A 25,907-nucleotide genomic window follows, 5' to 3' on the forward strand; every position below is an offset into this window, starting at 1 on the left:
TTGTTTGTTTTTTTTTTTTTTTATCTCTGGTTTGGGCGCCCCGGCGGGCCGCGGTGGGGGGGTTGCCCCCCCGCCCGGCCCCCCCCCACCCCCGTACCCTGTGCGGCGCCGCGAACGGCGCCGCAGGGGCCCGGGCCCACCCCCGTGTCGGCCCGGACGGTCCTTGGCCGCTGGTCAGTCGGTGACCGGGATCTTCCCGTCGCCGTCCGAGGCGTTGCCGCCCGAGGTGTTCTGCGAGGCGTTCCGCGCAGCGTTCTTCAGCAGCGCCCCGAGGTCGACGCCGGTCGTGGCGCTGAGCAGTTCCACGCCCTGGGCGACGTTGTCGGCCACGGTCCGCGACAGCTGCCCGGCGCCGTCCGTGGAGATGACGGTCATCTTCTCCACCGCGCTCAGCGGCTCGGACGCCTTGCCGACGACCTCCGGCAGCACCTGGACCAGCATCTGGAGGACGGCGGCCTCACCGTACTGGGCGAACGCATCCGCCTTCTTGCGCATGGCGTCGGCCTCGGCGGTCCCCCGGGCGGTGATCGCGTCGGCCTCCGCCTGTCCCTCGATCCGCACCGCCTCGGCCAGCGCCGCACGCTGCGCCTTCTCACCCTCACCGGTTAGCCGCGCCCGGTCGGCCGCGGCCTCCGCCTCCTTGACGAGGCCGACCCGTCGGGCTTCCGCCTCCTGCTCCGCCTGGTACCGGGCGGCGTCGGCGGGCTTGCGGATCTGGGTGTCGAGTTCGCGGTCGGTGAGCGCGGCCTGGCGGGCGGCGACCTTCTCTTGCTCCGCGAGGACCTCCTGACGGCGTGCCGCCTCGGCGAGCGGACCGGCCGCATTGGCCTGCGCGGCTGCCTCGTCCGTCTGCGCCTTGATCTCGGCCTGCTTCAGGTACAGGGTCCGCTGGGCCACCGCGATCTCCTCCTCCGCCTTGAGCCGCGCCTGTTCGGCGGCCCGTCGGGCGACGGCCTCGGCGATGTCCGCCTCCTGCTTGGCGCGGGCGGCCTCGGGGCGACCCAGGTCCTCCAAGTAGGAGCCCTCGGTGGTGATGTCCTGGATCTGGAACGCGTCCAGCACCAGGCCCTGTCCGGACAGGCTCGCCTCGGCCTCCTCGGCGACCTGTCCGGCGAACGCGGCCCGGTCCCGGATGATGTCCTCCACCGACATCCGGCCCACGATCGAGCGCAGCGCGCCCGACAACACCTCCTGGGTGAAGCCGACGATGCCGTCCTGCTGGGCGAGGAACCGCTGGGCGGCTGCGCGAATCGAGTCCTCGTTGCCGCCGACCTTGACGATCGCGACCCCTTCCAGGTTGGCCTTCACCCCGCGCAGCGTCACCGCGCCGCGCACCGAGATCGGGATGTGCCTGCTGGACAGGTCGAGGGTGAACTTCTGCTGGACGAACGGCACCACGAACACGCCGCCGCCGACCACGACCTTCTGGCCGCTGTTGTCGGTGAAGACCTGACCGGTGCTCGGGTCGGTGGACTGCTTGCCGCGCCGCCCGGTGACGATGAACGCCTCGCTGGGCCCGGCGACCTTGTACCGGGTGATGATCACCAGGCCGAGCAGAACGAGGAGTACGACGACTCCGATGACGGCGATGACTACTGGGCTCATGGAAGATCCCCCCTGCCCTCCGGGGACGGCAGTTCGCGTGAATGGGACGACTAGGGCGACGAAGCAGATGGAGTAGGTGAAGCAGATGACGCGGGTGGTGACGGAAGGAGGCCGAGGGGGACCCCGGAGCGGCTCAGTCCTCGCCCTCGCGGACCGGACGGACCACCACGGAGGTGGCGGTGGGCGCCGATTCGACCCAGACCTCGGCGCCCCGCTCGACGGCGACCGCGCTGCGGGCCGCGTACTTCGTGGGTTGGCCGGCCAGCCGGAGCAGGACCTCGCCGTAGCCGCCGACGGGGATCGCCGTGACCACCTGGCCCGTGCTGCCGAGCAGGTCCTCGGCGCGGGGCGCGGGCGGGGTGTGCTCCCGCATCAGGGCCCGACTGAACCGGGCGGTCAGCCACCCCGCGCCGGCTCCGGCCGCCACGCCCACGACGGTGGCGGGCACGACCCCCAGACCGGTGGTGCCGAGGACGATCGCCCCGCTGAAGCCGAGCATCGACACGAATCCGGCGATCACCGGGAGGGACAGCAGACCGTCGAAGACCCCGTCCAGCGCGCTGAACGAGTCGAAGAGCCCTTCCAGGAACCCGTCGAAGACCAGCGCGAACGCCAGCAGGACGAGACCGGCGATACCCAGACCGAGGAACCACTGCATGCCCGGGCCTCCCCCCTTGTACGACGCGCCCTGGCCTGCACCATGTTCGCACGAGTGTGCGCCTTCGTTCATTTCCGGATTACGGCAATCTTTACGCGTTCTTGATGCCTGATCTGACGGCTCGTCGCCCCGGAGTCGGGAACGGCTCCGCTCAGCCCCCGCCGCCGGGCACCGGAGCGCCCGTTCGCGGGCGACGGCCCAGCAGCTCGGCGAGGCCGCGCCCGGTGGCCGCGAGCACCACCCGGTCCTCGGGACGGAGCACGTATCCGGGATGCAGGTCCCACACCAGTCCGGGAGAGGGGTCGCCCGAGGGGTGGGGGACGACGCCCTCCGACCGTTCCCGTCCGTCCGGACGTTGCTCCGGGCCTCCCGTCGAGGTGTCCAGGGCGAGCACCCGCCAGGCCCCCGGGCGAAACGTTTCGGCGAGGGTGCGACCCTCCAGGGGGGCGAGACCCGCGACGGTCACGGCGGCGATCAACAGCACCTTGCGCTCCACCGGCACCGCTCCGAGGATCTGTCGGCCCATCATCGCCCCGGCGAACGCGGGTGCGGCGAGGTAGGACACGCTGCGGCTGCGGGTGAGGGCGCGCGGATGGGCGGCCCGCAGGGTGCGGTACACGGCGGTCGCGAAGTCGTCGTCGTACAGGCGCATCACGACCCGTAGTTCCGGGTCGACCGAGCGGGCGTACAGGGCCGCTTCCAGGTTGGTGGTGTCCACGCTGGTGAGCGCGAGCAGCGAGTGGGCCCGGTGGATCTTCGCCGCCTCCAGGACGCCCTCTTCGGTCACGTCACCGAGGACCACGGGCACCCGCAGCCGTCTGGCCAGCGCCATCCCGCGCGCATCCGGGTCGGACTCGACGCAGACCACGGGGATGTCGAGCTCCCGCAGTCGGGCCAGGACCCGGGTGCCGATCTTGCCGAGACCGAGCAGGACGACGTGTCCCGAAAGGCCCCGCGGCGGACGGCGGGTCACCACTCCGCTGCGGAAGGTCCCGAGGGCTTCGAGGACCGCCGCGAGCAGCACCGGCAGCAGGAGCAACCCGACGAACCCGGACAGCAGTTGGAGGACCTGACGGAACGTCGACTCCCCTATCGCGGGCTCGTTGATGGAGAACAGGTCCAGCAGGGTCAAGTACACCGCGCGCAGGGGGTGTTCCCCGGTGGTGAACACGGCGGTGACCGCGAGGGCGACCACTCCGAGGACGATCCCGACGAACGACCAGCGCAGTCGCGGCGAGAGCAGCGAGCCGAGCGGGCGGCTCCGGCTGACGGGCTGGGCCGGGCCGGAGTACGACACGGTCTCCAGCACGATCCTGCCGCGCCCGTCCGCCGCGGTGACGCTCGCCTCGTCCGGCAGCAGTTGGGGCAGCGCCGTGCCGGGCCCCTGGGTGTCGGTCGCGGCATCGCTGAGCAGGGCCAGGGTGCACAGGGCGGAATCGCCGGGAACGGCCGCCGAACGTTCCGCGGCCCGCAGCAACACCCCGTGCGCCTGGACGACCTTGCTGCTTCCCGCGACGGCCGCCGCCGTGAGCGCGGGCGCGGCCGTGTCGGCGTCGGACAGGATCGTGGTCGACGCGTCGAACTCATGCGGGTCGACGCCCGGGGAGGCGAGGGCGGCGGCCTGGTCGAGCACGTCCTCCAGGTACTGGCCGAGCCGGCGGTTGTACAGCCGGATCACCAGCCGCAGCCGTGGGTTGAGGCGCCGGGCGGCCAGGGCGGCGCGGATGTTGGTCTCGTCGTCGTCATGCACCAGGGCGAGGGCGGCGGCGCGTTCGACGCCGGCTTCCGCGAGCACCTCGTCCGTGAGCTCGGCCGCTTCCAACTGGGGTGCGGGGGTGGCTGGTTCGCCGTTCCCGTTGCTCCCGCCGTTCCCGTTGTTCCCCGTGCTCCCGGTGGCGCGTTGCACCGCGGCGGACACCCGCCCGAACAGCGCGGACGCCCGGGCCCGGCCCACGACCGGCGGGCCGGGGGCCTGTCCGGCGGGCGGGACCACGAGCGTGACCTGTTCGCCGTACACGCTCCGCAGTTCGGCGGCGAGCCGTCGGGCCAGGGCGTCGTCCCCGCAGACGACCATGTGCTCGGCCGCGGTGGGGGGAGTGGGGAGGGGCAGTGCAGACATGGTCCGTAAGACTGCCGTACGCCGCGCGCGGTTTCACCGGACGAGCGGTTGCTTCAGCCGCCCCGCTGCCCGCGGCACCGGGTGGACGCCGAAGGAGCGAGCGCCCGGGCGCTCACTCCTTCGGCGCCACCGACCTGAGGGTGGGGCGCCGGGTGGCCCGCGCGGACGACAGCAGGACGTGCATCCGCTCGGTGACCTGGGCGAGGTCGTCGGCGGGCCGGTGGAACGGCAGTCGCACGTCCTCCTGGCTGCCCAGCCGTTCGAGGCGCAGGGTCAGACCGTGCCGGTCCAGGGCGAGCGGTTGCACCCGAACGACCTCGGCCAGACTCTCCGGGTCGAGGAGTCGGGTCAGCCACTCCACCGCGTCGGCGTGCGCGTCCGCGAGATGGGTCAACAGCCGGGACTCGGCGGTGGCGAGCGGGTCGGGCTCGGCCCGGGCGAAGTCGGCGATGTCGATGCCGATGTGACCGGACGGGACGTGCAGCACCGCGCAGGCGGGCTGGAACACGAGGTGGTCACCGTCCTGGACGAACCGTCCGGACATCCACAGCCGTGAGCGGATACGCTCACGGACGGGCACCGGTGCCGGGTCGGAGAACTCCAGCAGGGCCGTCGGCTCGCCCCGTGGGGCGCAGACCGCGGCCGCGGTGAGGGCGCTGTCGGCCGGCACGCAGAGCCGGACGGTACCGTCGGCGGCTACGGAGTGCGCGCCCACCAGCTCCTCGTGGCAGTGGTCCGTCGTCACCGCGCAGGACCACGCGGCGGCCAGGACCGAACGGGCACGTTCCGCCGCGGTGGGTGCGGTCGTGCGGTCCGGGCGGACACCCATTTCGTACCTCCAGTGTTAGGTAAGCCTTGCCTAACCTAGCTGAAACTGGGGGGAAGGGCCACCGGGCGCGCCGGGGAGGTCGTCCACGGTCACTCGGATGTGCGGGGCCCGTACGAGTGCGGTCGGGGTGTTCCGCGGTCCGTCGGAGTGCGGTGGCCGTGCCCGTAGGACGTCCTAATGGCTCTTCGTGACCGGTGTCCGAGGTGGGGATCCGGGCGGGACGCGCCCATCGGGGAGGTCACTTGCCGCAAAGGTGGGGGAATTCCTCCGTACCTCTCATGGACGGATGTTCCTCCCCGTTCATTGCGTGTTGCTGTGATTCTCGACGGGCGATATCGCTCGCACCCCGAGGGGAAAGGCGCCGCCGGTCTGGTGTGGGGCTTCCCCGGGCTTCCCCGGGCGGAAGGAATCCGGCCGATTGCGCGGGCGCTCCTATTCGGCCAATGGGCCTGGAAAAGGAGGGGGATTCCGCCTGATTCCCGGGTCGTGCGGGTGGGTAGGCCGCGCAGGTCCGTTACTTCTCGCCACTGTTTCAATACGCAAGGTTACCGAAATGCAGGGGGTCGACGTGAACTTCGGCGCAGGACTCGGCAGACTCACCGACGCCGAACGGATGCCCCGCCGATCCACGGGTCATGCCTCTCCGAGCGGAAGGATGCACGCAATGGTGGACAGTGCGCGCAACACCCCCTTCGGGACGTGCGAGGCGGTCATCCCGGGAACGGGCCGCCCCGTCGGTTCCCGAGGCGCGACCGGCACGGGCGGTGCCGGGCGCGTCCGCCCGCGGAGCGGTGCGGCGGCACCGAACCGCGGGCGGGTCAAACGGCCCGGAGCCGTCGGAGCGCGAGCTCCGAGGGCCGTACGGCTCGGACTGCCCGCGGCGGAACGCACGTTCGGCGACGACCAGGTGAGGAGCGCCCGAGGGGCGCTCACCCTCACCCACTAGACCGGGACCTGGCGCGGTCGACACCTGCCTGTGGGGGGCGGGTCCGACCGCCCGTGTGGGGGGTCCCAGTGGGGGACCGGCCGGATGGAGGAGCCACCTCCGTCCGGCCGGTCGTGCGTCACCCGAGCGGCGGGTCGCCCTCGGTCGGACGGACGCCGATGACGACCGTCGCCGGTGGCTCGTCGCACTCCTGCACCCGCGCTCCGAGGCCCGCCCGTCGGAACGCCGCCACCGCGTGCGGCGCTTGCGTCCCGCTCGTCTCCACGAGCAGTACCCCGTTCGGACCCAGCCAGTACGGTGCCCCGACGGCCACCCGCCGCAGTACGTCGAGTCCGTCCGCGCCGCCGTCGAGAGCGACCAACGGTTCGTGGTCGCGCGCCTCGCCCGGGAGCAACGCCACCTCGCCGCTCGGCACATAGGGGACGTTGGCGATCAGCACGTCGACCCGGCCGCGCAGTGCCGCGGGCAGGGCGTCGAACAGGTCGCCCGTCAGGACGCGCCCGCCGCGGGGTTCCACATTGCGCCGGGCGCACCGCACCGCCGTCGGATCGATGTCCGAGGCCACGAGTTCCGCTCCCGGCACGGCGGTGAGCACTGCCGCCCCCACCGCACCCGACCCGCAGCACAGGTCGACCACCACGGGAGGGGCGGGGAGACGCCGTGAGGTGAGGGCGACCGCGCAGGACGCCAGGAACTCCGTACGGCGCCGCGGGACGAACACTCCGGGCCCTACCGCGATCCGCAGACCGAGGAACTCGGCCCAACCGAGGACGTGTTCGAGGGGCGGGCCGGACGCCCGGCGGGCAGCCATGGCCGTGGCCTCGTCCGGTGTACGGGCGGTGGCCAGGATGAGGCGCGCCTCGTCCTCGGCGAACACGCAACCCGCGGCGCGCAGTCCGGCCGCGAGTTCCGCCACTCGCGGGGGAACCGGCGCATCGGGCGATGCGGGGTCCGGAGCGGACACGGGGGCGATGCCGGCGGCGGAGGGAACGGAGGACACGGGGGGAACGGGCATGAGCACAGGAACCTTTCGGGCGTCGAAAGGGTGCTCGTGCGGAACCCGGCGCTGCGCTAGAGGTGGTGTACCGGGCGGCCGACAGATGAGAGCACCCTGCCTGGACGGACAGAAATGGGTCTCACCTCCCCGGTGGGCGCCAACGCGGACACGCGCACTTTACCCGAGCGGCTCCGAGGCGGTACACCGAGTTCCGCGCGGTCGTAGGTAGTGCTCGGCGGCCAGCGCCGCCTCACGCGCGCTGCGTCGCCCCATCAACACGCACAAGGTGTACGCGGTGTCCTCGAACCGTCCTCGGACGGTCCCGTTGGACGGATTGGCGAGCATCAGGCGTTCCCACGCCCGGTATCGCTTGAGCAGGGTGTCGACCTGCGGCTTGTCCGGCAGCAGCATCGTGTCTCCCACCTCCAGACTGGGCCCGTGCCGCTCGCGGTCGTGCGGTGGCCCCATCCTCACCCGGGGGAGCGCGGTCCTCCTGTCGGGCGGGGCGAGGATGTGCTCCTCCCGCTCACCGACGCCTGTGCGGCGAGGACTTCGCCGTCACCCGGACGCCGCCGTTCGACACCCGTTCCGAGCTGCGGGAACGCGCTCGTGTTGCACGAGTGGAGCAACGCCCGCAGGCTGGAGGCAACCCAGCAGACACCACCGCTCACGCTTCGTGTCCGGTGCTCGGCCGAACGGGCGACGGGCACGGTGGGGGAGCGGTGCGGGGAGAGGAGTCGACACCATGACCGTCCCCCGACCCTGCTACTACTGCGTGGAAGTGGAAGCGAGCCCGGAGCGGGGCGCCCATGTGCGGCGCATCCTCGCCGCCCACCTTGCGCACTGGGCGCTCGACCACCAGGTGGAGCCGGTGTGCGGGGGTGTCGGTGAACTGTTCGCCAATGTCGTCGAGCACACCGAGGACACCACCGCCATGGTGGAACTCTGCTGGACCGGACGGCACCTGATCGCCTCGGTGGCCGACCGGGACCACCGCCGGCCACGCCTGCTCGGCGCCCGGCGCGGCGGTCTCGCGAAGGTGGCCGCACTGAGCGACGGCTGGGGGAGCTGGCGGACCCCGGGCGGCGGCAAGGTGGTGTGGTTCTCGCGTCGGGTGGAGTCGGCGGAGGGCCTGCCGCTCGTCCGCCCCGGGCCGACGCCCGCCCTGGGAGCGAACCGACGGCGCCCCGGAGGCGGCCTCCTGCCGACGTCCCCGGAGCGCCGCGCGACCGCCGTGGAACCGGCTCCAAGCCCGTTGGCGGCCTGAGGCCTTGCCCGGTCGGCGCCCGCCGTCACCAGCTCCCGGTCAGCGCCCGCCGTCCACCAGTCGGGCGACCGTGTCGCGCAACCAGCCCCACGAGGCTTCGGTGTCCGCCGAACGGCCGTGCGGGGCGCGGAACACGTCCAGGAAGGCGCACAGGTCGTCCAGGTCCCAGCGCAGCCGGTACGCCTCCAGGGCGGACGGGACGGGGGTCCGTCCGCTCTCCTCGGCCCAGACGGTCAACGCTTCGGCGTCGAAGCCGCCGTCCTCCCGGACCGCCACGTGCCACAGGTCGCGTTCCGGGACCGCAAGGCCACAGGTGTCCCAGTCGACGAGGCGGAAGCCGCCGTCCGGACCCCACAGGAGGTTCCCCGGATGGGGCTCGCCATGGGTCACGACCAGCGCGCCGGCACCGGTCGCAAGGGCCGCCACCCGGCGGTCGAACTCCTCCAACCTGCGGCGCAGTCCCGCAGCCCGCTCCTGGACCAGCTCCCGGGCGGGTCCCGCGAACGGGCCGTCCGCCCAGCCGTCGTCCGCACCGCGCAGCACGGCCTCCAACCGGCGGCGCCCCGGTAGCCCCGGCGGCAGCACGGGTGCCGCGGCGGGCGGAGCGGACCGGTGCAGGGACGCCAACACCCGCATGACGTCCACCCGTTCCTGAGCCGTCAGCCGCTGACCGAACTCACCCGACGGCGCGTCGACCCAGGGCTGCACGCTCAGGGCGTACCGTTCCCCGAGTCGGTGGAGGCGGGCGCCGTCCAGGGTCGGCAGCGGCGCGAGCACCGGGGCGAGGCCCGCGGCGCTCAGTGCGCCCGCCGTGTCCATCGCTGCGAGCAGCCCCTCGTGGGCGGCGGTGGTCCCCTCCCCGCAGTACGGCTTGTTCGCCAAGTCGGCCACGGTCAGGAACCAGCGCCGCCCCGCGTCGTCCCGTGCACTCCAGTGGTAGTCGCCGAAGCCGACCGGCGCATAGGTCAAGGAGACGGCTCGCACCCCCCAGCTCAGCAGTGCCTCCCGCAGTGCGGCTTCCTTCACATCGGCAGGTAGATCGTGCATGCGGCGAGCCTAGGCGCCCTCCGGGACGGGCATCCGATGTGACGGCAGTGCCGCGCCCGGCCCGCGCCTCCGCCGGGCGGGCCGGGCGGTCGGGCTCAGTGGGGCTGCGGGGCGGGTTCGATGATGAACACCGGGATGTCCCGCTCCGTCTGCTCCTGGTAGACGGCGTAGTGCGGGAACACGGCCACGGCCCGCTCCCACCACAGGGCTTTCTCCTCGCCGGTGACTTCCCGGGCGACCATGTCCTGGCGCACGGGCCCGTCCTGGAGCTCCAGCCGGGGGTCGGCGAGGAGGTTGTGGTACCAGACGGGATGCTTGGGGGAGCCCCCGTAGGACCCGACCGCCGCGTACCGCCCCTCGTGCTCCACCCGCATCACGGGCGACTTGCGGAGCTTGCCGCTCTTCGCCCCGACGGTGGTGAGCACGACCACCGGCATGCCCTGGATCGTCGTGCCCTCGGTCCCGCCCGAGCTCTCGTACAGCTCCACCTGGTCGCGCACCCATGCGGTCGGAGTGGGCTGGTACTCACCTGTCAGCGGCATGCCGTGTCCTGTCGGTCGACTGCGGTCGGTTCCCCCCTCAACATCGTCCGTCCACCGAATCATCCCCACGACCCCGTCCGTTCCCCCGGCCGGGTCAATCCGGAGCGGTTCCCAGGGCCGCCGAGATCCGGACTTCGGCCGAGCCCGGATCGACCGTCCAGCGCTGGGCCGCCGAACGGTCACGGACCTTCACCACCACATCGGCACCCGCCTCGGGCGTCGTGGGCGTGAGCGCCAGATCGTCCTTCCAACGCGGCACCAACTGCCCCTGGACGGTGAGGTCGTAGCGCACGTCCGTGCTGTGGTCCGGATCGCGACCGGCACAGTGGCCGAGGGCCGCCACGCCCTCCTGCGCGTGCGAGTCGAGACACAGGCCCGGGTCGGCTCCGCTGCGGAGCAGCCCGTCGCCCTCGTACGACCACTGCTGGGTCCGTCGGTTCGCACACGGCAGCAGGGTGGCCCGGGCGCCGACGAGCGGATGCCGGCCGACCACGTCGAGGCAGAGCCCGGCCGCGAGGTTGCGGAGTTCCCCGCGCAACGCCCCCACCGGTCGGACGGTGTCGGTGGAGGGAGTGGTCCCGTGGTCGGACGACCCGGGCGCCGTCGAGGTCCCGGCGGAACGCGTGGGCGGCGCTCCGGGCAGCGCGGAGCCCACCGCGCCGCCCCCGCCCCCCGGCCACAGGGCCGCCGTCAGGAGGGCGGCGGTCAGTACCGCCCCGCCGACCGCGGCGCCGGCGAGCAGGCTCCTGGCCGGGTGCGGGCCGTCCCCCGTCGGGGCGCCGTCCGCGGGCTTCGGCGCCCTGCCGTGCGCCCGGTGGCGACCCGTGCGCGGTGGCCGTGCGTCCTCGGTGGCCCCCTCGCGCGGCCCCTCGGTGGGGAAGGGAGCGTGCGAAGGCGGCAACGGCGGGGCGGTGGGCTGGTGGTGCCGACCGTGTCGGAGGGACAGATAGGCGGCGGCGTGGTCGACGAGCACGGACTCCACCAGGAGCGCGCCGGGTTCTTCGGCCGCCCGCCGGAGGTGCGCGTCGACCGACCGGCAGTGCCCGCACTCCCGCAGGTGCGCGTCGACCTCCGGGGGGAGCGGGGCGCCCTGGCGGGTCAGGACGTCGCGCAGGCGGAGGTGCTGACGGCACTCCCGGCTGGTGGTGAGGGTGAGGTACGCCTCGGCGAGCGACGCCATAAAGTCCCGCCGGGCGCCGTTCAGTTCGTTCGCCGCCCCGCCGGGGTCGAGGGACAGCAGGGCGGCCGGAACGGACAGCGGTTCGCCCTCGACCTCCGTGTGCCAGAGCAGGTGTTGGGCGGGGCGCGACAGGGCACCGAACGCCCGGTCCACGAGGGGCCGCGGCCGATCCGGTTCGTCCTCCGGTCGTTCCCCGGCCGAGTCCCGCACCGCGAGGAGCAGCCGGGGCCTCAGCGCCAGGTGCGTCCCGGGAGCGGTCGGCGCGTCGAGGACCGCGTCGAAAGCGGCTGCCGCCAGGGCGGGAGCCGCGCCCGGTGTCGCCCCGGCGCAGAGCACGGCGTAGTCGTGGACGGCTTCCCCGTGGCGGCTCAACAAGGCCGCGCGGCTGCGGGATCCGTGGCCGTCCGCCGACCGCACGGCGGCCACGAGCTCGACGTCGGACCCACCGGGTTCCGTGACCGCGTGTGGTCTTCGGTTCGGTCGGGGTGGAAGGGGGAGGGGCAACAGAGGGTCTTCCTTCCGGGGCGTACGCGGCCCCGCACCGGGCCGTTCGGGCACGGAAGGACGCACCCTCCGGTGGCCGGCGGAAGACGTACCGTTCGGTGACCGGTCGTGTCCGTGCGGGAACGGTGCACACCCTGACACAGCAGACTCACGCGCAACAAGGCTTTGCGGAAGGGTGGTTGCGTGGGCAACAGTCGGGTAGGCGCGGTGCTTCCGCCATCCGGAGGGTGCTGGACGGGGGGCTCCCGCCCAGCACGGTCCGTACCAGCGCAGCAGGGCGGCAGGCCCCTGGGTCTCCGGGCGGGGGTCGTTGTTCATGACCGCGGGGGCGACGGAGACCTCTGCCCAGCGGGTGTGCGGGCGTGCCGTCGTTGCCGGGAGGTGGGCGCCGGCGGTGGGCCTCCGGTTCAGCCCTGCTGGGGATCGATCCGGACGGGGGGCGCGGTGCGCGCGTTCTCGCCCTTCGACTCCGTCCGCTCCTCGGTGCGGTGCCCTCGTGCGATGTAGTCCCGCACCACCAGTTCCACGGCGTCCTGCGGTGATCCGACGCCGGCCAGGACCATGACCTCCACCACGAGTTCGGCGTCGATGCTGACGGTGACCTTGGCCATGGACGCTCCTCGTCGGATCTGCGAAACCGGACCGGACCCTAACACCCTGCCGGCGGGTTGCACGAGCCTTCCCGCGCCTTCGCGGGACTGGGCGCCCACGGGGCCGTGTCCCCCTGTTCGGGCTGGCGGAGGGGACTCCGTGAGCCCGTCAGCGCCCCCGGCCCTGCCCAGGGCCCCGTCTCACGGTGCGTCGGCCGCCGCGTCCGGCTCGGGGTCAGGGTCCGTGGCGGGCGGCATCAGACGGGCCATGGCCCCGGTGGCCTTGAGCCCCGAACCCGTCAGGACGACGACGGTGGTCTCGTCGTCCCGCAGCGCACCCCGGGCCCGGAACACGTCCACCGCCGCGGCGGCCACCGCACTGGTCGGCTCCGCGTACAGGCCGCGGGCGGCCAATCGGTGCACCGCGCTGACGATGTCGTCCTCCGGGATCGCGGCGAGGTCGCCGCCGGACCGGCGCACGGCCGAGATCACCTCGGCGAGCCGCACCGGTTCCCGGATCGCCGCGCCCTCCGCGACGGTGGGCCCGAACGCCGGGGTCGGGACCGAGTGGAACGCGGCGTCGATCGGGGCGCAGGCGGCGGGCTGGGCCACCAGCAACCGGGGGCGCCGGGCGATGAGTCCGGCACTCAGCAGTTCCGTGAACCCGAGGTCGCAGCCGAGGACCAGGCTGCCCGCGCCCGCCACGGTGACCACCGCGTCCGGGGCCCTGAAGCCCAGGTCCTCCCAGAGCTCGTACGCCAGGGTCTTGGTCCCCTGGAGGAAGTACGGATGCCAGTTGTGACCGGCGTACGGAACCTGTTCCGCGCGGCGCAGGGCCTCGGCGGCGGTGGCGTCCCGACCACCGGGCACCGGGGTGATGCGCGCACCGTACGCCCGGGTCTGGAGGACCTTGGCGGTCGACGTGCCCTCCGGCACCAGGACGGTGGCGCCCAGGCCGGCCGCCGCGCAGTAGGCGGCGACGGACGAGCCGCCGTTGCCGGAACTGTCCTCGATCACCTCCGTCACCCCGCGCGAGGCGAGCGCGGAGACCATCACACTGCTGCCCCGGTCCTTGAAGCTGCCGGTCGGGTTGAACCACTCCAACTTGAAGCGGACCGGGGCCCCGGACCACTCGCCCGCCACCAGGGGGGTCATCCCCTCGCCCAGGCTGATCGGCCGTTCGATGTCCGGTGGCAGCGCGGCGCGGTAGCGCCACAACGAGCGTGCGGTGCGGTCGATGTCCGCGGGGGTGAGCCCGGGCAGGCCGGAGACGGTCAGGGGAGCGCCGTCGTCGCCACGCCAACGGAGCGCGTCGAGCGGGTACGTCCGCCATGCGCGCACGTCGACCAGGTGCGGGTCCTCGGGCTCCCCCGGCAGGGGCTGGGCGTCCACCACTGGGCGCATGACGTGCTCCTCTTGCTGGGCCTCGGCGTGCCGTCCCGGTCCACGCACGGTCCGTTGTGTGATCGGAAGATTAGATCAACGGTGATCGCGGGGGCAGGGCGCGCAGCGGGGCACGCGCGTTCGGGAGGGGAGCGCGGCCGGACCTCAGGACCCCGTCCGACCGCCCGGAAGCAGGGAACGGACCCGTGCCAGCCACGGAAAGCGCTCGTGTTGTTCGCGGGAGCTGCGGTCGAGCTCCTCCATCAGCCGACGGGTCCGGTGCTCCAGGTCCAGCTCGGCCAGCATCCGGTCCACCTCGGTCAGCAGCGCACCCTGGAGCTGCCAGCCGCGGGGATCGTCCCGGACGTCGTCCAGGAGCAGTTGGGCGGCACGGCCCCGGGCGGTCGTCGCGGCGTTCAGCTGCTCGGCGAGCCGGCCCTCGGCCGCGTCGGCGCTACTGCTCGCCTGGGCGGTCACCAACACGGCGAAGCTGACCAGGGCGTCGGCGACGTGGACGAGCGTCTCCCGGAGGGCGGCCCCGGGCTCCGGCGGCAGCAGGGGCGCACCGGCCCGCACCCTGCTCAGGTCGCTGAGCGTGCGGGACAGGACCCGGACGACGACCGTGCAGATCTCCAGGGTGTCCAATCCGGTGCGCAGCACCACACGGTTGAGCAGGCCCTCACGGACGCGGGGGTTGAGCCGGAGGCTGTCCTCCGCCTGGCGCAGCGCGGCGTCCACGTCCGCCACGTCGTCGTCCAACTGGCGTGCCTCGTGGAGTCGTTTATCCGCGAGTCGCGGCGGGGTGGGCGTCACCAACTGTTCGGCGTCGCGCAGCAACAGCTGTCGTAGCCGGCGGGCCAGCCCCTCGATCGACTCCCCGGCGGTGTCGACCCAGACCGGCGGAGCCAGGACGAAGTTGAAGGTGAGCCCGACCACGGCGCCGATGAGCGTCTCCAGCACCCGGTCCCAGGCGGAGGCCCCCACCTCGGTGACCCCGAGCACGAGCATCGCGCTGATCGCCACCTCGGGCACGAACTCGCCCACCCGCACGAACTGGCCGACCGTCAGGGAGGCCAGGATGATGAGGCCGAGGCTCCACCAGCTCAGTCCCACCAGCGAGCTGAAGCCCACCGCGATCAGCACGCCGATCACCACCGCGTTCACCCGGCGGACCCCGGTGGTGATCGTGGCGTAGAGGGTCACCTGGACCACCAACAGCGCGGTGAGCGGGGCGGTGAGCGGGGCCGCGACGTCACTCAGCTGGAGGGCGACCGCGTACGAGAGGGTGGCCGCCGCGGTGGACCGCAGGATCTGGACGACCACCGGATCGCGCCACCGACGGAAACCGCGGGCGAACCGGACGCGCCACCCGTTCCTCGGGTGCGGTGCCGTGTTCACCGTGCTGCCGTCCGCGCCGGCCCCGCGTCGCACGACCTATGCTGGGCGGGGTGTTCAGTCCCGAGGGTCCCACGCTGCGTGAACTCGCCGTCCAGGCGCTGTCCTCCGTCGAGCACGGTTACGACCTGCTGGCGCCGAAGTTCGATCGCACCCCCTTCCGTACCCCGGACGACGTCCTCGACGCGACGGAACGCGTCCTCGGTGCGCTCGGTCCGTTCTCCCACGGGCTCGACCTGTGCTGCGGTACGGGCGCAGGGACGCGGGTGCTGCGCGCGGTGTGCCGGGAGCGGGTCGTCGGGGTGGACGTCAGCGCCGGCATGTTGAGGGTGGGCCGGGCGGCGGCGCCACCGGGTGGGCCGGCGGTGAGCGCGGTGCGGGCGGATGCGCTCGCACTGCCCTTCGCGGACGCGTTCGACCTGGCCGTCAGCTTCGGCGCCTTCGGGCACTTCCTGCCGGGTCAGCGGCCGGCCCTGTTCGCCGAGGCGTACCGGGTGCTGCGGCCCGGCGGCAGGTTCGCCTTCCCGGTCGCGGCGCCGCCGGTGCCGGGGTCGAGCGGTTACTGGAAGACGGTCGGGTTCGATGCGGCGATGCGGGTCCGCAACGCCCTGTGGCACCCGCCGTTCGTGATGTACTACCGCACCTTCCCGCTGTCCGGGGTGCTCGCCGACCTGGACCGGGCCGGGTTCGCCACGACCTTGTACCCGTTGCCCCTGCCGGGGCTGGAGCGACGGCCGGACGGCAGCCCGTACCTCCGGTTGGTGGTGGGGACGCGGCCGGGGGCGCGCTGAGGGGTGCGTCGTCCTCCGGCGCGCGGGCGATGAGTTTTCGGTGGAGCATCGGTCATACAGGTGAGTTCCATTCGTCGGAGCGATCGCGTGAGCGGGAGGCGTCACCCATGACCAGCGAAGCATTCACCACCTGCCTGTGGTTCGACGGGAAGGCGGAGGAAGCCGCCGCTCATTACCTATCCGTCTTCAAGGACTCGGAGCGGGGTTCGGTCACCCGGTACGGCGAGGCCGGGCCCGGTCCCGCGGGGACGGCCATGACGGTGGACTTCACCTTGAACGGGCAGCGGTTCGTCGCCCTGAACGGGGGACCGTACTTCACCTTCAACGAGGCCGTCTCGTTCCAGATCCACTGTGCCGACCAGGACGAGGTCGACTACTACTGGAGCCGGTTGGCGGAAGAGGGAGGGGAACCGGGGCAGTGCGGATGGCTGAAGGACCGGTTCGGAGTGTCCTGGCAGGTGGTGCCCACGGAGTTGCCCGCGCTGATCGGTGACCCGGACCCGCAGAAGGCCGCCCGGACCACCGAGGCGATGCTCACCATGACGAAGTTCGACATCGCCGCGCTGCGTCGGGCGCACGACGGACAGTAGCTCCCGGCCGGCGGCCGTCGGCGCGGTCCGGCGGCCGGCGCGGTGCCGTCCGTCCGCGGGCCCGTCCGCGCGGTGCGTCGTCACGGTGCCTGTCCGGTGCCCAGGTGCTCGGCGAGTTCCTTCTCGTCCTCGGTGCTCAGTGAGGTCTTGAGGAGCGTTCCGCCGAACGGCTGCATGGCATCGGCGAACTTGTCCTCGGTGATCTTCGCAGCCATGATCACCACGGCCGCCGAGCCGGGCGTCAGCAGGGACTGCACCTGCCCCCGGAACTCGTCGTTGATGCCCGACTTGCTGAGCTTGCCGAAGAGCCCGCCGAACGCCGCGCCCGCCAGCAGCCCGAATCCGGGGACCAGGAAGAGCAGCCCGAAGATCATCCCCCACAGGGCTCCCGAGGCCGCGGAGACACCGACGATCTTGCTGGGCGTTTCGACGTGGTTCTTGCCCTCCTGGTCCACGGTGACGACCGCGAGCCCGGCGAGGTCCACGACGAAGTCCTTCTGGAGCGTCTGGACGCGCTCGTACGCCTGGTGGGCGACCGTGGGGTCCTCGTATCCGATGACGATGAGTTCGGACATGGTGCGTGCCTCCTAGACGTGAGCGCACGATCACCGGCGACCGCGGCCACAAATGCACCATATGTCCGTTCGTCGGGTGGGGCATGCGAGGCGCCGGTCCGGGCGGCCCGCCCGGGCGCGTGCCGGCGCGGCCTCACCGGATCGGGTCAGGACGGCCCGGGTCAGGACGGCAGCAAGTCGCCGCATTGCGCGCAGTACCGGTCCGCCACCCCCGGGGCCAGTCGACCGCACCGGGCGCACACCCGGTGGAGCAGGCACGCGGGCTCCCCGCCGAGCGGCTCGGTCGCGTCCCGCCCGGGTGCGGGCGGCGGTGCCGACGACCTCGGCTGTGCGCGGACCGCGAGGAAGGCGAGGCCCGCCGCCCCGGCCGTCAGGGTGTGCCGGGCCCCGGACGGCACCCAGGTGACACAGCCCGTGTCGACCGCCTCCAGCCGACTTCCGCACTCCAGGTGTCCGCTCCCGGCCGTCACGTACAGCAAGAGGTCGCCGGCCTCCGGGGCCGGTGAGGTGTACTCCCCGCCCGGTGCGACCCGGACGACCTCGGCGTCGAGTTGCCGTTCTGCCGCATCGAGCCGCCAGTCGTCGCCGTCCGTCGTCATCTACCCCAGTCCCTCGTCCTCGCGCGGGCTCCGTGCGCCGTGTGCGCGGCGCTTCGTGTCCGACGGTACGCGGCCAGCGCACGCCGGCGGGAGTGGTGTCACGGGTGGGGCGCACTCGCCGCCGGCGCGCCACCCCGACCCGAGGGCTCCGAGAGGTGGGGCCCACGGTGCTCCTGTGGTTCCCGGCCGTGGATTTCCAGTCACGTTCCGGTCGGGCGGGTCCCGGGGGGCCGGCAGGTCGAAGCGGCTCAGCGCCGCTTTCGGTCAGTGCGGGCGGCTCGAAACACCGCACACTGGCCGGATCGGCGTGGTGACATTCAGTCATGGAGTGACTAGAGAAGGGGGGTGCATCAGTGCCCTCGTTCCCGCCGTCGCCCATCGGCGCCCCGAAGCGCGTCACCACGGAGGTGATGACCGTGCACGACGAGTTCCTGTGCCACGTCACTGCCTACGGCGTCTGTGGAGGCCGGTGGGTCGGCGTTCCGCTCGGCACCTACCGGGCCCCCACCCTTCCGCTCGCCCTGTGGTGGCTGCGTGACCGCGCCCTGTGGATCGCGGACCGTCTCGACCCCCACCCCGGTGGCTCCGCCTACCCCGCGGGCGCCCTGATCCCGGTCGGTGAAGGCACCGTGGACGTGCCCTCCGCACTGCGGGAGTGGTGTCGCGAACCCGACCGGCAGGGCCGGGCCGCCGAGGAACTCTCCCAGGGGCGGCTGTTGCGGTTCGCCGCCCAGGACGACACCACGGAGTACGAGTTGATGGCCGAGTCCGTGGACACCCTCCGGATGCGGCGCACCGGCGCCGGACCCGCGGTGCCCGTGGGCACGTCCCCCTGGTGAGCCGGATCGGCTGCGGGGCCGCCCTCACCCGGCGAGGTGCAGCCGGGTGTCGGCGACCCCGATCCGGATCGTCTGCCCGTACGTGACCTCCAGCGCGTCGGACTCCATGCCGTCGCCGAAGGCCACCAGGCGCTCCGACTCGGCGGTCAGCCGCAGTCGTCCGTCACCGGTGAGGGTGCCCGACACGCGGGAGGTGCCGGTGACGGGGGACGGCCACGCCTCCCGGACGAACCAGGCGAGTGCCGGCTCCACCGGGGCCGGCAGCGCGAGCGGGGCCCGCGAGGTCAACCACAGCGAGCGCAGCCAGCCCGTCGCCCCGGTTCCGGTGCCGACGACCAGGCCGGAGGACGCCTGTGCCTCCGGTGCGTCGGAGTCGTCGTCGGTGCCCAACCGGTAGCGCGAGGTCTGGTGGTCGGGGCGCCCCACGTAGATCTCGTTGAGCGCCAGCAGCCGTTGGGTGTCGTCCGTGACCGCCTCCACCATGGTGCGGTCCTCGCCCCGGGCGCCGCCCGCCGTCGTCGCCCGCAACAGCCTCGCCACCTCGGCCGCCCGGTGGCGCACCAGCACGCCGGGGTTGCGCCCCGGGTCGGTGTCCACGCCGATGACAGGCTGGCCCGTCAGGTACTTCGCCGCATTGGCCACCAGCCCGTCCTGGCCGACCACCACGACCACGTCCTCGGGCCCGAACAGGAACCGGTCGAGATCGGCGCGTTCCAGCCGGGCCTGGCGCCAGTTCAGCGGCACCGCGGCCGTGGCCTCGGCCAGCGCGGCACGGCTGCGCTCGTGCCGTTCGGCGGTCTCCCGCAGATCGTGCCCGCGCGCGGCGAGGAAGAACTCCGCCTGGCCGTGGGTGCCGTGACGGGCGATCAACTCCTCGTACTCCGTGCGGCGGTGGACGAGGACCACCCGCGGGCTCAGGATCACGGCCGGGGTTCCGGGCGGTGGCCGCCGACCGGGCCGCCGAGCCGCGACAGCAGCCCGGTGACGACGTCGGGGGAGAGGGTGACGCTGTCGATCTTCGGCAGGTTCTCGGCCAGCCGGGTCAGGGCCAGCGCGTGCAGGGTCGCCGGTGCCGCATCGGCGTGCACCCGTAGCCAAGCCGCCTGCGCCTGTGCCCGGCCCTCGCCGACCTGACGGGCCGCCTCGGCCTCGGCCCGGGCGATGCGCACCGTGCGCGCGGCCTCCGCCTCCGCCCGGACCGCGTCGGCCGCGGCTGACTCCTCGGCCTGCCGCCGTGCGTTGGTGCCCCGCTGTTCGACGAGCCGTTCCTCGCGCCGGGCCAGCTCGATCTTGCTGGCGAGTTCGTTCTCGGCGATGGTCCGCTCCCGTTCCACCGCAACGGCCCGACGTTCGTAGGTGGCCCGGTCCGCCTCCTGTTGGATGCGTTCGCGGGTCGGGGTCCGCAGCGCCCGTTCGACCTCGGGTTCGGGACGGATCGCGACGACCCGCACCGCGACCACGGTGAGCCCGGTCGCCGCGAGGCGCGGTTCGTCCGCCAGCCCCGCGTCGATCCGCTCGCGGACCGCGGCGACCCCCGAGCGGAGCACCTCGTCCAGGGGGCTGCCCGCCAGCGTGTCCAGCGCGTGTTGCTGTGCCGTCTCGGTGAGCAGGGTCGACAACTGCTCCAGCGGGGCGCCCCGCCACAGGCCGGTGTCCGGGTCGATCGAGAAGTCGATCCGGGCGGCGGCCGTCTCCGGGTCGCTGATCCGGTACGTCACCGTGGCCTGCACGGTGACGTCCTGGAAGTCCGCGGTCGTCGCGTGGAACGCCATGGTCAGCTCGCGGTCGTCCACCGGGACCTCGGAGAGCGCGGCGGACAGCGAGCGGTACCAGAAGCTGAGCCCCGCGCCCTCGTGCGCCAGCTTTCCGCCCCGGTGGTGACGGACGTGGGCGGTGGGCGCGCTCCGCAGGTGTCGCCAGCCCAGGCGCCGGGTGATGTCGGCCATGGTGAACCCCCTTTTCGTCTGTCTGACGGTAAAGGGGGTCGGGTCTTATCGTCAAGTAGACGCGACCAGGCTCCGTCCCGGCTCCCGGACGCCGCCCGAGGGCGCGGGGCGCCCACGCGGGCCGGGCCGGAGCGGTGGTGCCGCGCCGGAGGTGGACCCGTCGGCGGACCCCGGCCCGGGCGGCCGGGCCGGCGCCGCCGGGTCAGGTCTGCGGCGGCTGCTGACCCTGGTCCGGGTTGCCGAGCCGGTCCTTGAGCGCTTCCTGCCCCTTGTCGACCTGGCCCTGGTACTTGTTCTGCGTCTTGCCGTCGACGTAGTCACCCGCCTTGTCGACGCCCTTGGACGTCTGGTCCCCATGCCCCTTGAGCATGTTCTTGAGCTTGTCCATCATGGACATGGCCCACCTCCTAGAGGGGTTCTTCCGTCTTCAGCTTCACCCGCCCGGGCCAGTCCCGCATCTGCGCACACCCCCACTGGTACGTTCTCACCATGACCACCCCGGGGCAGTCGCCGACCGTGTCCATCCGGCTCGACGCCCCGCCCCGGGTCGCCAGCCTCGGTGTCGGCGTCCACGGCACCGGCGCCGCCACCGAGGTCTTCCGCCTCCCCGACCTGTGGCAACTGCACCTCTACGGGTACTCCGCCGAGCTGACCGTCGACTCCGTCGTGCACGCGATCCGGCCCGGCCGGGTCAGTCTGGTGCCGCCCGGCGCCGAGGTGCGGTTCCGCTATCGGGGCCGCTCGGAGCACCTGTACGCCCACTTCGCCCTCCCCGGCTCCGGCCCGGCAGTCGACGTGCCGCTCGTGCAGGACGCCGGGGCGGAGGCCCCCGCCCTGGGCACGCTCCTCCACCGGGCCGTCGTCGTGGCCCCGCGCAACCCCGCCCGGGCCGCCGCCGAGCTGTGGACGGCCCTGTGGCGGATCGCCGAACTCGGCGTCCCCGGCGGCCCCGCCAGACCGCCCGACCCGGTCGCCGCCGCCATGGCGCACGTCGAAGCGCACCTCGCCGACCCGCTCGCCGTGCCCCGGCTGGCCCGGGTGGCGGGCGTCTCGCACAACCACCTGACCCGGCTGTTCCGCGCCCGGACCGGAACGACCGTCGTCGGCTACGTCAGGGAACGCCGGATGGTCCGCGCCCGGCACCTGCTCCGCGAGTCGACGCTGAGCGTGACGGCGGTGGCCGCCGCCGTCGGCATCGCCGACCTCCAGGCGTTCAACAAGGCGTGCCGGCGCGCGTTCGGCCACTCCCCGCGGGCCCTGCGCACGGCCTCCGGCCCGGTGCGGGCCCCCGCCGGGGGTCAGCGCAACCCGGTTCCCCGGTAGAGGTCGAGTTCCCCGTCCAGCTCCACCACCAGGACCGTCGCGTACGGGTCCACGTCCCGGGGGTCCGGTGCGTCGATCACCGTCGTGCCGGGCACCTCGTGCAGTCCGCCGACCACCCGGTGCCCCAGCTCGGTGCCCGTGCCGAGCACCGTCACCCGTCGCACCGGGGTGCGCAGTCCGCGGACGGTCACCGCCTCGCGCGGCGCGTCGAAGCAGACCAGGTAGAGCGTGCGCCGGTCCGCCGAAAGGGTGCTCGGGCCGTAGTGGTGCCCCGGCGGTGCCCCCGCCACCGTGTCGTACACCGCCTCCCGGTGCACCCGCACCCAGTCGCCGAGCCCGGTGAGCCGGTCCGTCTGCGCGGCGGTGAAGGTCCCGTCCTCCCGCGGGCCCACCGCCAGCAGCAGGTTGCCGCCCATCCCGACGGTCTCGGTGAGGTAGCGCACCAACGACCGCACGGACTTGTGGCGGTCGTCGCCGCGACGGTAGCCCCAGGAGTCGTTGACCGTCAGGCACAGCTCCCACGGCCCGTCCGGCGCCCGTACCGGTAGCCCCTGCTCTGGCGTCGCGTAGTCACCGTGGCCGGTGAGACGGGCGTTGACCACGGTGTCCGGCGCGGCGTCCCCGATCAGGGCCGCCAGTTCCGCCATCCGCCACTGCCGGGGCGTGCGTTCCCACTCCCCGTCGAACCACAGCAGGTCCGGCCGGTACCGGTCGATCAACTCGGCGACCTGCCCGTCCCGGTACGCGAGGTAGCGGTCCCACGCCACCGGGTCCTCGACCCCGTCCTGCGGGGTCACGTAGGCACTTGCCAGGACGTCGTCGTGGGCGGGCGGCTCGGGGTGGACCAGCGTCGGGTAGTCGGGGTGGTTCCAGTCCGAGTGGGAGTAGTAGAGCCCCACCCGGAGCCCGCGCTCGCGCAGCGCCGACGCGTATCCGGCGAGCAGGTCGCGCCCCGCCGGGGTGTGCCGGACGACGTCCAGCCCGCCCTGCGCGGACCCCCACAGCGCGACGCCGTCGTGGTGGCGCGCGGTCAGCACGGCGTACCGGGCGCCCGCCCGGGCGAACAGGTCGGCCCATGCCCCGGGGTCGTACCGGACGGCGGTGAAGCGGTCGAGTTGGCTCATGTACCGCTCGTGGGAGACCTCTCCGGTGTAGAAGGACCACGACTCGGCGACCGAGTCCACGGCGTAGACGCCGTAGTGGACGAAGACGCCCAGCTTCGCGTCACGGAACCAGGGCTGTAGCGACATGGCCGGAACGCTAGCCCGCACCGGCGCGCGGGCGCGTGGGTCGGATTCACCATCGGTGGTCGATTTTCACCCGCTCCTGCGCAGCGGGCCGCGCCCGCGCCACCCGGGCACCGGACGGACCGCACGCCGTCCCGTCACCTTCCGCTGCCCGTCCGGCGGTTGACCGCGCCGCGGGCGGGCCATGATCACAAGGAGAGCGTTCGCACCGGAGGCGGACGCGCGGGGGAGGACGACATGTCGGACGTGGACGAGGGGACGGACACCCGCCGGAGTGCGGAGCGGGAGCGGGGAGCCGCCCGCTTCGACCGGCTCGGCGGGCTGCCGGTGGCGGCAGCCGCGTTGACCGTGACCGTCGCCGTCTACATGGCCCTCGTCGCCTTCGGCAACATCACCGACTTCGGGACCAACCAGCAGTTCGTCCGGCACGTCCTCGCCATGGACACCACGTTCAAGGACGAGGACCTGATGTGGCGCGCCATCGAGTCGCACACCGTCGCGGACCTCGCGTACGTCGCCATCATCGGCTGGGAGACGCTGGCCGCCGTCGTCCTGCTGTGGTCCGGGTGGCAGTGGGCGCGCGCCCTGACCCGACGCGCCCCCGACTCCGCCGCGGTCGCCCGCGCCCGCCGCACCGGCACCCTCGGACTGGTGATGGTGCTGCTCCTGTTCGGTCTCGGGTTCCTCGCGATCGGTGGGGAGTGGTTCGCCATGTGGCAGTCGTCCGAGTGGAACGGGCTGGACGCCGCGGCCCGCAATCTGACGCTCGCGGGAATCGCCCTCGTGGTCCTCTGGCTCCCCGGAGTGCTGCCACCGGAGCGGACCGGGCCGGCCGTGGCGCACGACCCGCGTTGAATCCCGGCGCGCGCCCCCGCTGAATCCCGGCGCGGCCCGGCGAACCGCTGGTGACCCGCCGTCCGCTCCGCCATAATGGGCGCGTGCGGGTAGCGGTGATGACGGCGGGTTCCCGGGGCGACGTCGCCCCCTTCACCGGGCTCGGGCACGGGTTGACCCGGGCCGGGCACGAGGTCACCCTCGTGACCCACGCACGCTTCGCGCCGCTCGCCGCCGGCGCCGGACTCGACTTCCACGCACTGCCGTTCGACCCGCGCGCCGAACTCGCCTCCGCCGCCGGCCAGGAGCTGCACCACACCACCAGCGGAATCCGTCGACTGAACCGACTGTTCGCGATGTTGCGGGACCGGGTGGGCGAGTTCGCCGACGACCTGCTGCACGTCGCCGAACGCAGTGACGTCCTCCTGCTGGCCCCGGCGGTCGCCCCGCTCGGGCACGCCATCGCTGACGGCCTGGGCCTGCCCGCGGTGGAACTGCACCTCCAACCCCAGGCCCCCACCCGGGTGTTCGCCCCGCCGCTGATCACCGCCGGCTCCTTCGGGCCGTTCGCCAACCGCCTCGCGGGGCAGGCGATGAACGCCGGGCTCGACCACCTCTTCGCCGACGCCGTCCGCGCCCTACGGGCCCGACTCGGGGCCCCGCCGCTCGGGGTGCACGCCGCCCGGCGCGCCCGGGAGCGCAACGGCCTGCCCGTGCACCACGGCTTCAGCCCCCTCGTCGTGCCCCGTCCCCGTGACTGGCCCCCCGGTCTGACCGTCGACGGCTTCTGGTGGCCCCGTGACCCGCCGGACGCCCGACTGCCCGAAGACGTCCGCGCGTTCCTCGCCGCGGGCCCGCCACCCGTCTACGTGGGACTCGGCAGCGCCACCGTGCCCGACCCGGCGCGGCTCAGCGCGACGGTGGTCCGGGCCCTGCGCGCCGCGGGCCTGCGGGGTGTGATCCAACGCGGCTGGAGCGGTCTGGGCGCGGACGGGGCGGTGAGCGGGGACGACATGCTCACCGTCGACGATCTGCCGCACGCCCTCCTCTTCCCGCAGATGGCGGCGATCGTCCACCACGCGGGTGCCGGCACCACGGCGGCGGCGCTCCGCTCGGGCGTGCCCTCGGTCCCGGTGCCCGTGCAGTTCGACGCCGGGTTCTGGTCCGCGCGCCTGGGCGCCCTGGGCGTCGCCCCGGCCGCCGTGCCGCTGCGGAAGCTGACCGCCGGGCAGTTGTCGGCGGCCCTCGTCCGAGCGACCGCCGACGGGGCACCGTACGCGGCGGCGGCCCGGAGCTTCGCCGGTCGGCTGGCCGCGGAGGACGGGGTGCGGCCCGTGCTGCGCACCCTGGAGCGGCTGGCCGCGCGGCGCTGACCTGGCGTACCCGGGCCGGATGTCCAACCGGGTTGACCTCGACCTTGGTTGAGGTTGCAGGATGGCTCTGACGGCGCGCTCCGGCGCCGTCGGACGGAGGGAACACCATGTCCGAGACCAACGACGCGCGGGACCGGGTCGTCATCTACGAGATGGAGGGCGGAGATCCGGCAGTGGACCTGCTGTCGGTCAGCACCTCCCGCGGACGGACCCGGGTGCGTGCCGTCGGCGAGCCGGCGCAGGCCGTCGACCTCGCCACCCGACTCGTCACCGAAGGCGCCGACCTCATCGAACTGTGCGGCAGCTTCGGTGCCGTGTGGCACGCACGGATCGCCCGCGAGGTGGGCGACCGGGCCAGGGTGGGGGCGGTCTACTACGGCTTCGAGTCGCTGACCGCGATCGCCGCCTACATGGAGCGGTTCGGGGCGGGCGAGGCGCTGGCCGACGCGTTCCTGCTCGTCCACGAGGGCGCCGACCCCGTGCAGGACCGCGCGCGGTACGAGAAGCCCTCGGGCGGCGGGCCGATCACGATCGTCGCCGTGCCCGATGCCAAGGCCGCGGCCCGGGTCGCCGGCGAACTCGGCCCCCAACTCGCGCTCATCGAGATCTACGGGGCGCCGGGTCCGGAGGTGGCGGAGGCCGTCATCGAGGAGGTGGACGCGCGGGTGCCCGTCGGGCTGACCGTGTACGGGCGGCACTGAGGCGGTCACGGGGGTCGCCCGCCGGCG

The 25,907-nt window shown here is 73.4% G+C and carries 25 protein-coding genes and 1 pseudogene; 8 read left to right on the forward strand and 18 right to left on the reverse strand.

All coding sequences use genetic code 11. The features are described 5' to 3' along the window. Window positions 1-174: 174 nt before the first annotated feature. The 6 genes and pseudogenes from ACFWIA_RS31715 to ACFWIA_RS31740 all read right to left on the reverse strand — a co-directional run. Window positions 175-1,605 carry a flotillin family protein gene (locus tag ACFWIA_RS31715; RefSeq protein WP_387010705.1) on the reverse strand — a complete coding sequence of 477 codons (1,431 nt, stop codon included), beginning with the start codon at window positions 1,603-1,605 and terminating at the stop codon, window positions 175-177. A 133-nt stretch (window positions 1,606-1,738) separates the two neighbouring features. Further along, window positions 1,739-2,263 (reverse strand): hypothetical protein, encoded by a 525-nt coding sequence (locus tag ACFWIA_RS31720; RefSeq protein WP_387010706.1) that lies wholly within the window; start codon window positions 2,261-2,263, stop codon window positions 1,739-1,741. 151 nt (window positions 2,264-2,414) lie between these two features. Continuing rightward, complete coding sequence (locus ACFWIA_RS31725; RefSeq protein ID WP_387010733.1) at window positions 2,415-4,337, reverse strand: NAD-binding protein; 1,923 nt, start codon at window positions 4,335-4,337, stop codon at window positions 2,415-2,417. 157 nt (window positions 4,338-4,494) lie between these two features. Further along, window positions 4,495-5,211, reverse strand: a complete 717-nt coding sequence (locus tag ACFWIA_RS31730; RefSeq protein WP_387010707.1) for a DUF2470 domain-containing protein — start codon at window positions 5,209-5,211, stop codon at window positions 4,495-4,497. Between the two features lie 1,064 nt (window positions 5,212-6,275). Beyond that, the gene (locus tag ACFWIA_RS31735) at window positions 6,276-7,172 is read right to left on the reverse strand and encodes a putative protein N(5)-glutamine methyltransferase (protein WP_387010708.1); all 897 of its coding nucleotides are present in this window, start codon (window positions 7,170-7,172) and stop codon (window positions 6,276-6,278) included. A gap of 201 nt (window positions 7,173-7,373) precedes the next feature. Continuing rightward, window positions 7,374-7,565, reverse strand: a pseudogene (locus tag ACFWIA_RS31740) (DUF5133 domain-containing protein); the annotation flags it as partial. 334 nt (window positions 7,566-7,899) lie between these two features. Between ACFWIA_RS31740 and ACFWIA_RS31745 the strand changes: the two are divergent. Further along, entirely contained in the window at window positions 7,900-8,421 is a 522-nt protein-coding gene (locus ACFWIA_RS31745) for an ATP-binding protein (RefSeq protein ID WP_387010709.1), read from the forward strand. 39 nt (window positions 8,422-8,460) lie between these two features. Here ACFWIA_RS31745 and ACFWIA_RS31750 read toward each other — a convergent pair whose 3' ends face one another. The 6 genes from ACFWIA_RS31750 to ACFWIA_RS31775 all read right to left on the reverse strand — a co-directional run bounded on the left by ACFWIA_RS31750 (window position 8,461) and on the right by ACFWIA_RS31775 (window position 14,990). After that, window positions 8,461-9,468 carry a phosphotransferase enzyme family protein gene (locus tag ACFWIA_RS31750; RefSeq protein ID WP_387010710.1) on the reverse strand — a complete coding sequence of 336 codons (1,008 nt, stop codon included), beginning with the start codon at window positions 9,466-9,468 and terminating at the stop codon, window positions 8,461-8,463. Between the two features lie 95 nt (window positions 9,469-9,563). Continuing rightward, the gene (locus tag ACFWIA_RS31755) at window positions 9,564-10,010 is read right to left on the reverse strand and encodes a nitroreductase family deazaflavin-dependent oxidoreductase (protein ID WP_387010711.1); all 447 of its coding nucleotides are present in this window, start codon (window positions 10,008-10,010) and stop codon (window positions 9,564-9,566) included. Window positions 10,011-10,104: 94 nt separating this feature from the next. Next, window positions 10,105-11,565, reverse strand: a complete 1,461-nt coding sequence (locus ACFWIA_RS31760; RefSeq protein ID WP_387010712.1) for an RICIN domain-containing protein — start codon at window positions 11,563-11,565, stop codon at window positions 10,105-10,107. Window positions 11,566-12,101: 536 nt separating this feature from the next. Further along, window positions 12,102-12,305: a type II toxin-antitoxin system VapB family antitoxin gene (locus ACFWIA_RS31765; RefSeq protein ID WP_387010713.1), complete on the reverse strand. Its 204-nt coding sequence runs from the start codon at window positions 12,303-12,305 to the stop codon at window positions 12,102-12,104. Between the two features lie 180 nt (window positions 12,306-12,485). After that, complete coding sequence (locus ACFWIA_RS31770) at window positions 12,486-13,688, reverse strand: pyridoxal-phosphate dependent enzyme (RefSeq protein ID WP_387010714.1); 1,203 nt, start codon at window positions 13,686-13,688, stop codon at window positions 12,486-12,488. A 144-nt stretch (window positions 13,689-13,832) separates the two neighbouring features. After that, the gene (locus ACFWIA_RS31775) at window positions 13,833-14,990 is read right to left on the reverse strand and encodes an aromatic acid exporter family protein (protein ID WP_387010734.1); all 1,158 of its coding nucleotides are present in this window, start codon (window positions 14,988-14,990) and stop codon (window positions 13,833-13,835) included. Between the two features lie 125 nt (window positions 14,991-15,115). Between ACFWIA_RS31775 and ACFWIA_RS31780 the strand changes: the two genes are divergently transcribed. Further along, complete coding sequence (locus ACFWIA_RS31780) at window positions 15,116-15,853, forward strand: class I SAM-dependent methyltransferase (protein WP_387010715.1); 738 nt, start codon at window positions 15,116-15,118, stop codon at window positions 15,851-15,853. 107 nt (window positions 15,854-15,960) lie between these two features. Further along, window positions 15,961-16,443 (forward strand): VOC family protein, encoded by a 483-nt coding sequence (locus ACFWIA_RS31785; RefSeq protein ID WP_387010716.1) that lies wholly within the window; start codon window positions 15,961-15,963, stop codon window positions 16,441-16,443. Between the two features lie 80 nt (window positions 16,444-16,523). Here ACFWIA_RS31785 and ACFWIA_RS31790 read toward each other — a convergent pair whose 3' ends face one another. Together ACFWIA_RS31790 and ACFWIA_RS31795 are read right to left on the reverse strand one after the other, a co-directional pair. Continuing rightward, window positions 16,524-17,018 (reverse strand): DUF1269 domain-containing protein, encoded by a 495-nt coding sequence (locus tag ACFWIA_RS31790; protein ID WP_385495363.1) that lies wholly within the window; start codon window positions 17,016-17,018, stop codon window positions 16,524-16,526. Window positions 17,019-17,179: 161 nt separating this feature from the next. Continuing rightward, window positions 17,180-17,617, reverse strand: a complete 438-nt coding sequence (locus ACFWIA_RS31795; protein WP_387010717.1) for a cupin domain-containing protein — start codon at window positions 17,615-17,617, stop codon at window positions 17,180-17,182. A gap of 416 nt (window positions 17,618-18,033) precedes the next feature. On the opposite strand from ACFWIA_RS31795, the gene ACFWIA_RS31800 reads away from it, so the two are divergent. Further along, window positions 18,034-18,456: a hypothetical protein gene (locus ACFWIA_RS31800; protein ID WP_387010735.1), complete on the forward strand. Its 423-nt coding sequence runs from the start codon at window positions 18,034-18,036 to the stop codon at window positions 18,454-18,456. A gap of 24 nt (window positions 18,457-18,480) precedes the next feature. Here the strand turns inward: ACFWIA_RS31800 and ACFWIA_RS31805 are convergent, their stop codons facing one another. The 3 genes from ACFWIA_RS31805 to ACFWIA_RS31815 all read right to left on the reverse strand — a co-directional run bounded on the left by ACFWIA_RS31805 (window position 18,481) and on the right by ACFWIA_RS31815 (window position 20,799). Beyond that, window positions 18,481-19,380 (reverse strand): hypothetical protein, encoded by a 900-nt coding sequence (locus tag ACFWIA_RS31805; protein ID WP_387010718.1) that lies wholly within the window; start codon window positions 19,378-19,380, stop codon window positions 18,481-18,483. Then, window positions 19,377-20,402, reverse strand: coding sequence for an SPFH domain-containing protein (locus tag ACFWIA_RS31810; protein WP_387010719.1), 1,026 nt, complete (start codon window positions 20,400-20,402; stop codon window positions 19,377-19,379). Before ACFWIA_RS31810 ends, ACFWIA_RS31805 begins: the two co-directional genes overlap by 4 nt. Before the next feature lie 202 nt (window positions 20,403-20,604). After that, the gene (locus ACFWIA_RS31815) at window positions 20,605-20,799 is read right to left on the reverse strand and encodes an antitoxin (protein ID WP_387010720.1); all 195 of its coding nucleotides are present in this window, start codon (window positions 20,797-20,799) and stop codon (window positions 20,605-20,607) included. Window positions 20,800-20,891: 92 nt separating this feature from the next. On the opposite strand from ACFWIA_RS31815, the gene ACFWIA_RS31820 reads away from it, so the two are divergent. Beyond that, window positions 20,892-21,725 carry a helix-turn-helix domain-containing protein gene (locus ACFWIA_RS31820; RefSeq protein WP_387010721.1) on the forward strand — a complete coding sequence of 278 codons (834 nt, stop codon included), beginning with the start codon at window positions 20,892-20,894 and terminating at the stop codon, window positions 21,723-21,725. Here ACFWIA_RS31820 and ACFWIA_RS31825 read toward each other — a convergent pair. Then, a complete protein-coding gene (locus ACFWIA_RS31825) occupies window positions 21,701-22,975 on the reverse strand; it encodes an alpha-L-fucosidase (RefSeq protein ID WP_387010722.1) in 1,275 nt (424 codons plus the stop codon). The genes ACFWIA_RS31820 and ACFWIA_RS31825 overlap by 25 nt on opposite strands. Window positions 22,976-23,209: 234 nt before the next feature. Between ACFWIA_RS31825 and ACFWIA_RS31830 the strand changes: the two genes are divergently transcribed. The 3 genes from ACFWIA_RS31830 (at window position 23,210) to ACFWIA_RS31840 (ending at window position 25,880) form a co-directional block, all read left to right on the forward strand. Continuing rightward, window positions 23,210-23,827, forward strand: coding sequence for a DUF2165 domain-containing protein (locus ACFWIA_RS31830; protein WP_387010723.1), 618 nt, complete (start codon window positions 23,210-23,212; stop codon window positions 23,825-23,827). Window positions 23,828-23,925: 98 nt separating this feature from the next. Beyond that, entirely contained in the window at window positions 23,926-25,179 is a 1,254-nt protein-coding gene (locus ACFWIA_RS31835) for a glycosyltransferase (RefSeq protein WP_387010736.1), read from the forward strand. A 107-nt stretch (window positions 25,180-25,286) separates the two neighbouring features. Next, the gene (locus ACFWIA_RS31840; protein ID WP_387010724.1) at window positions 25,287-25,880 is read left to right on the forward strand and encodes a DUF6506 family protein; all 594 of its coding nucleotides are present in this window, start codon (window positions 25,287-25,289) and stop codon (window positions 25,878-25,880) included. The last annotated feature ends 27 nt before the right edge of the window (window positions 25,881-25,907 follow it).

Source organism: Streptomyces sp. NPDC127068, assembly GCF_042724695.1.
Classification (GTDB): Bacteria; Actinomycetota; Actinomycetes; order Streptomycetales; family Streptomycetaceae; genus Streptomyces.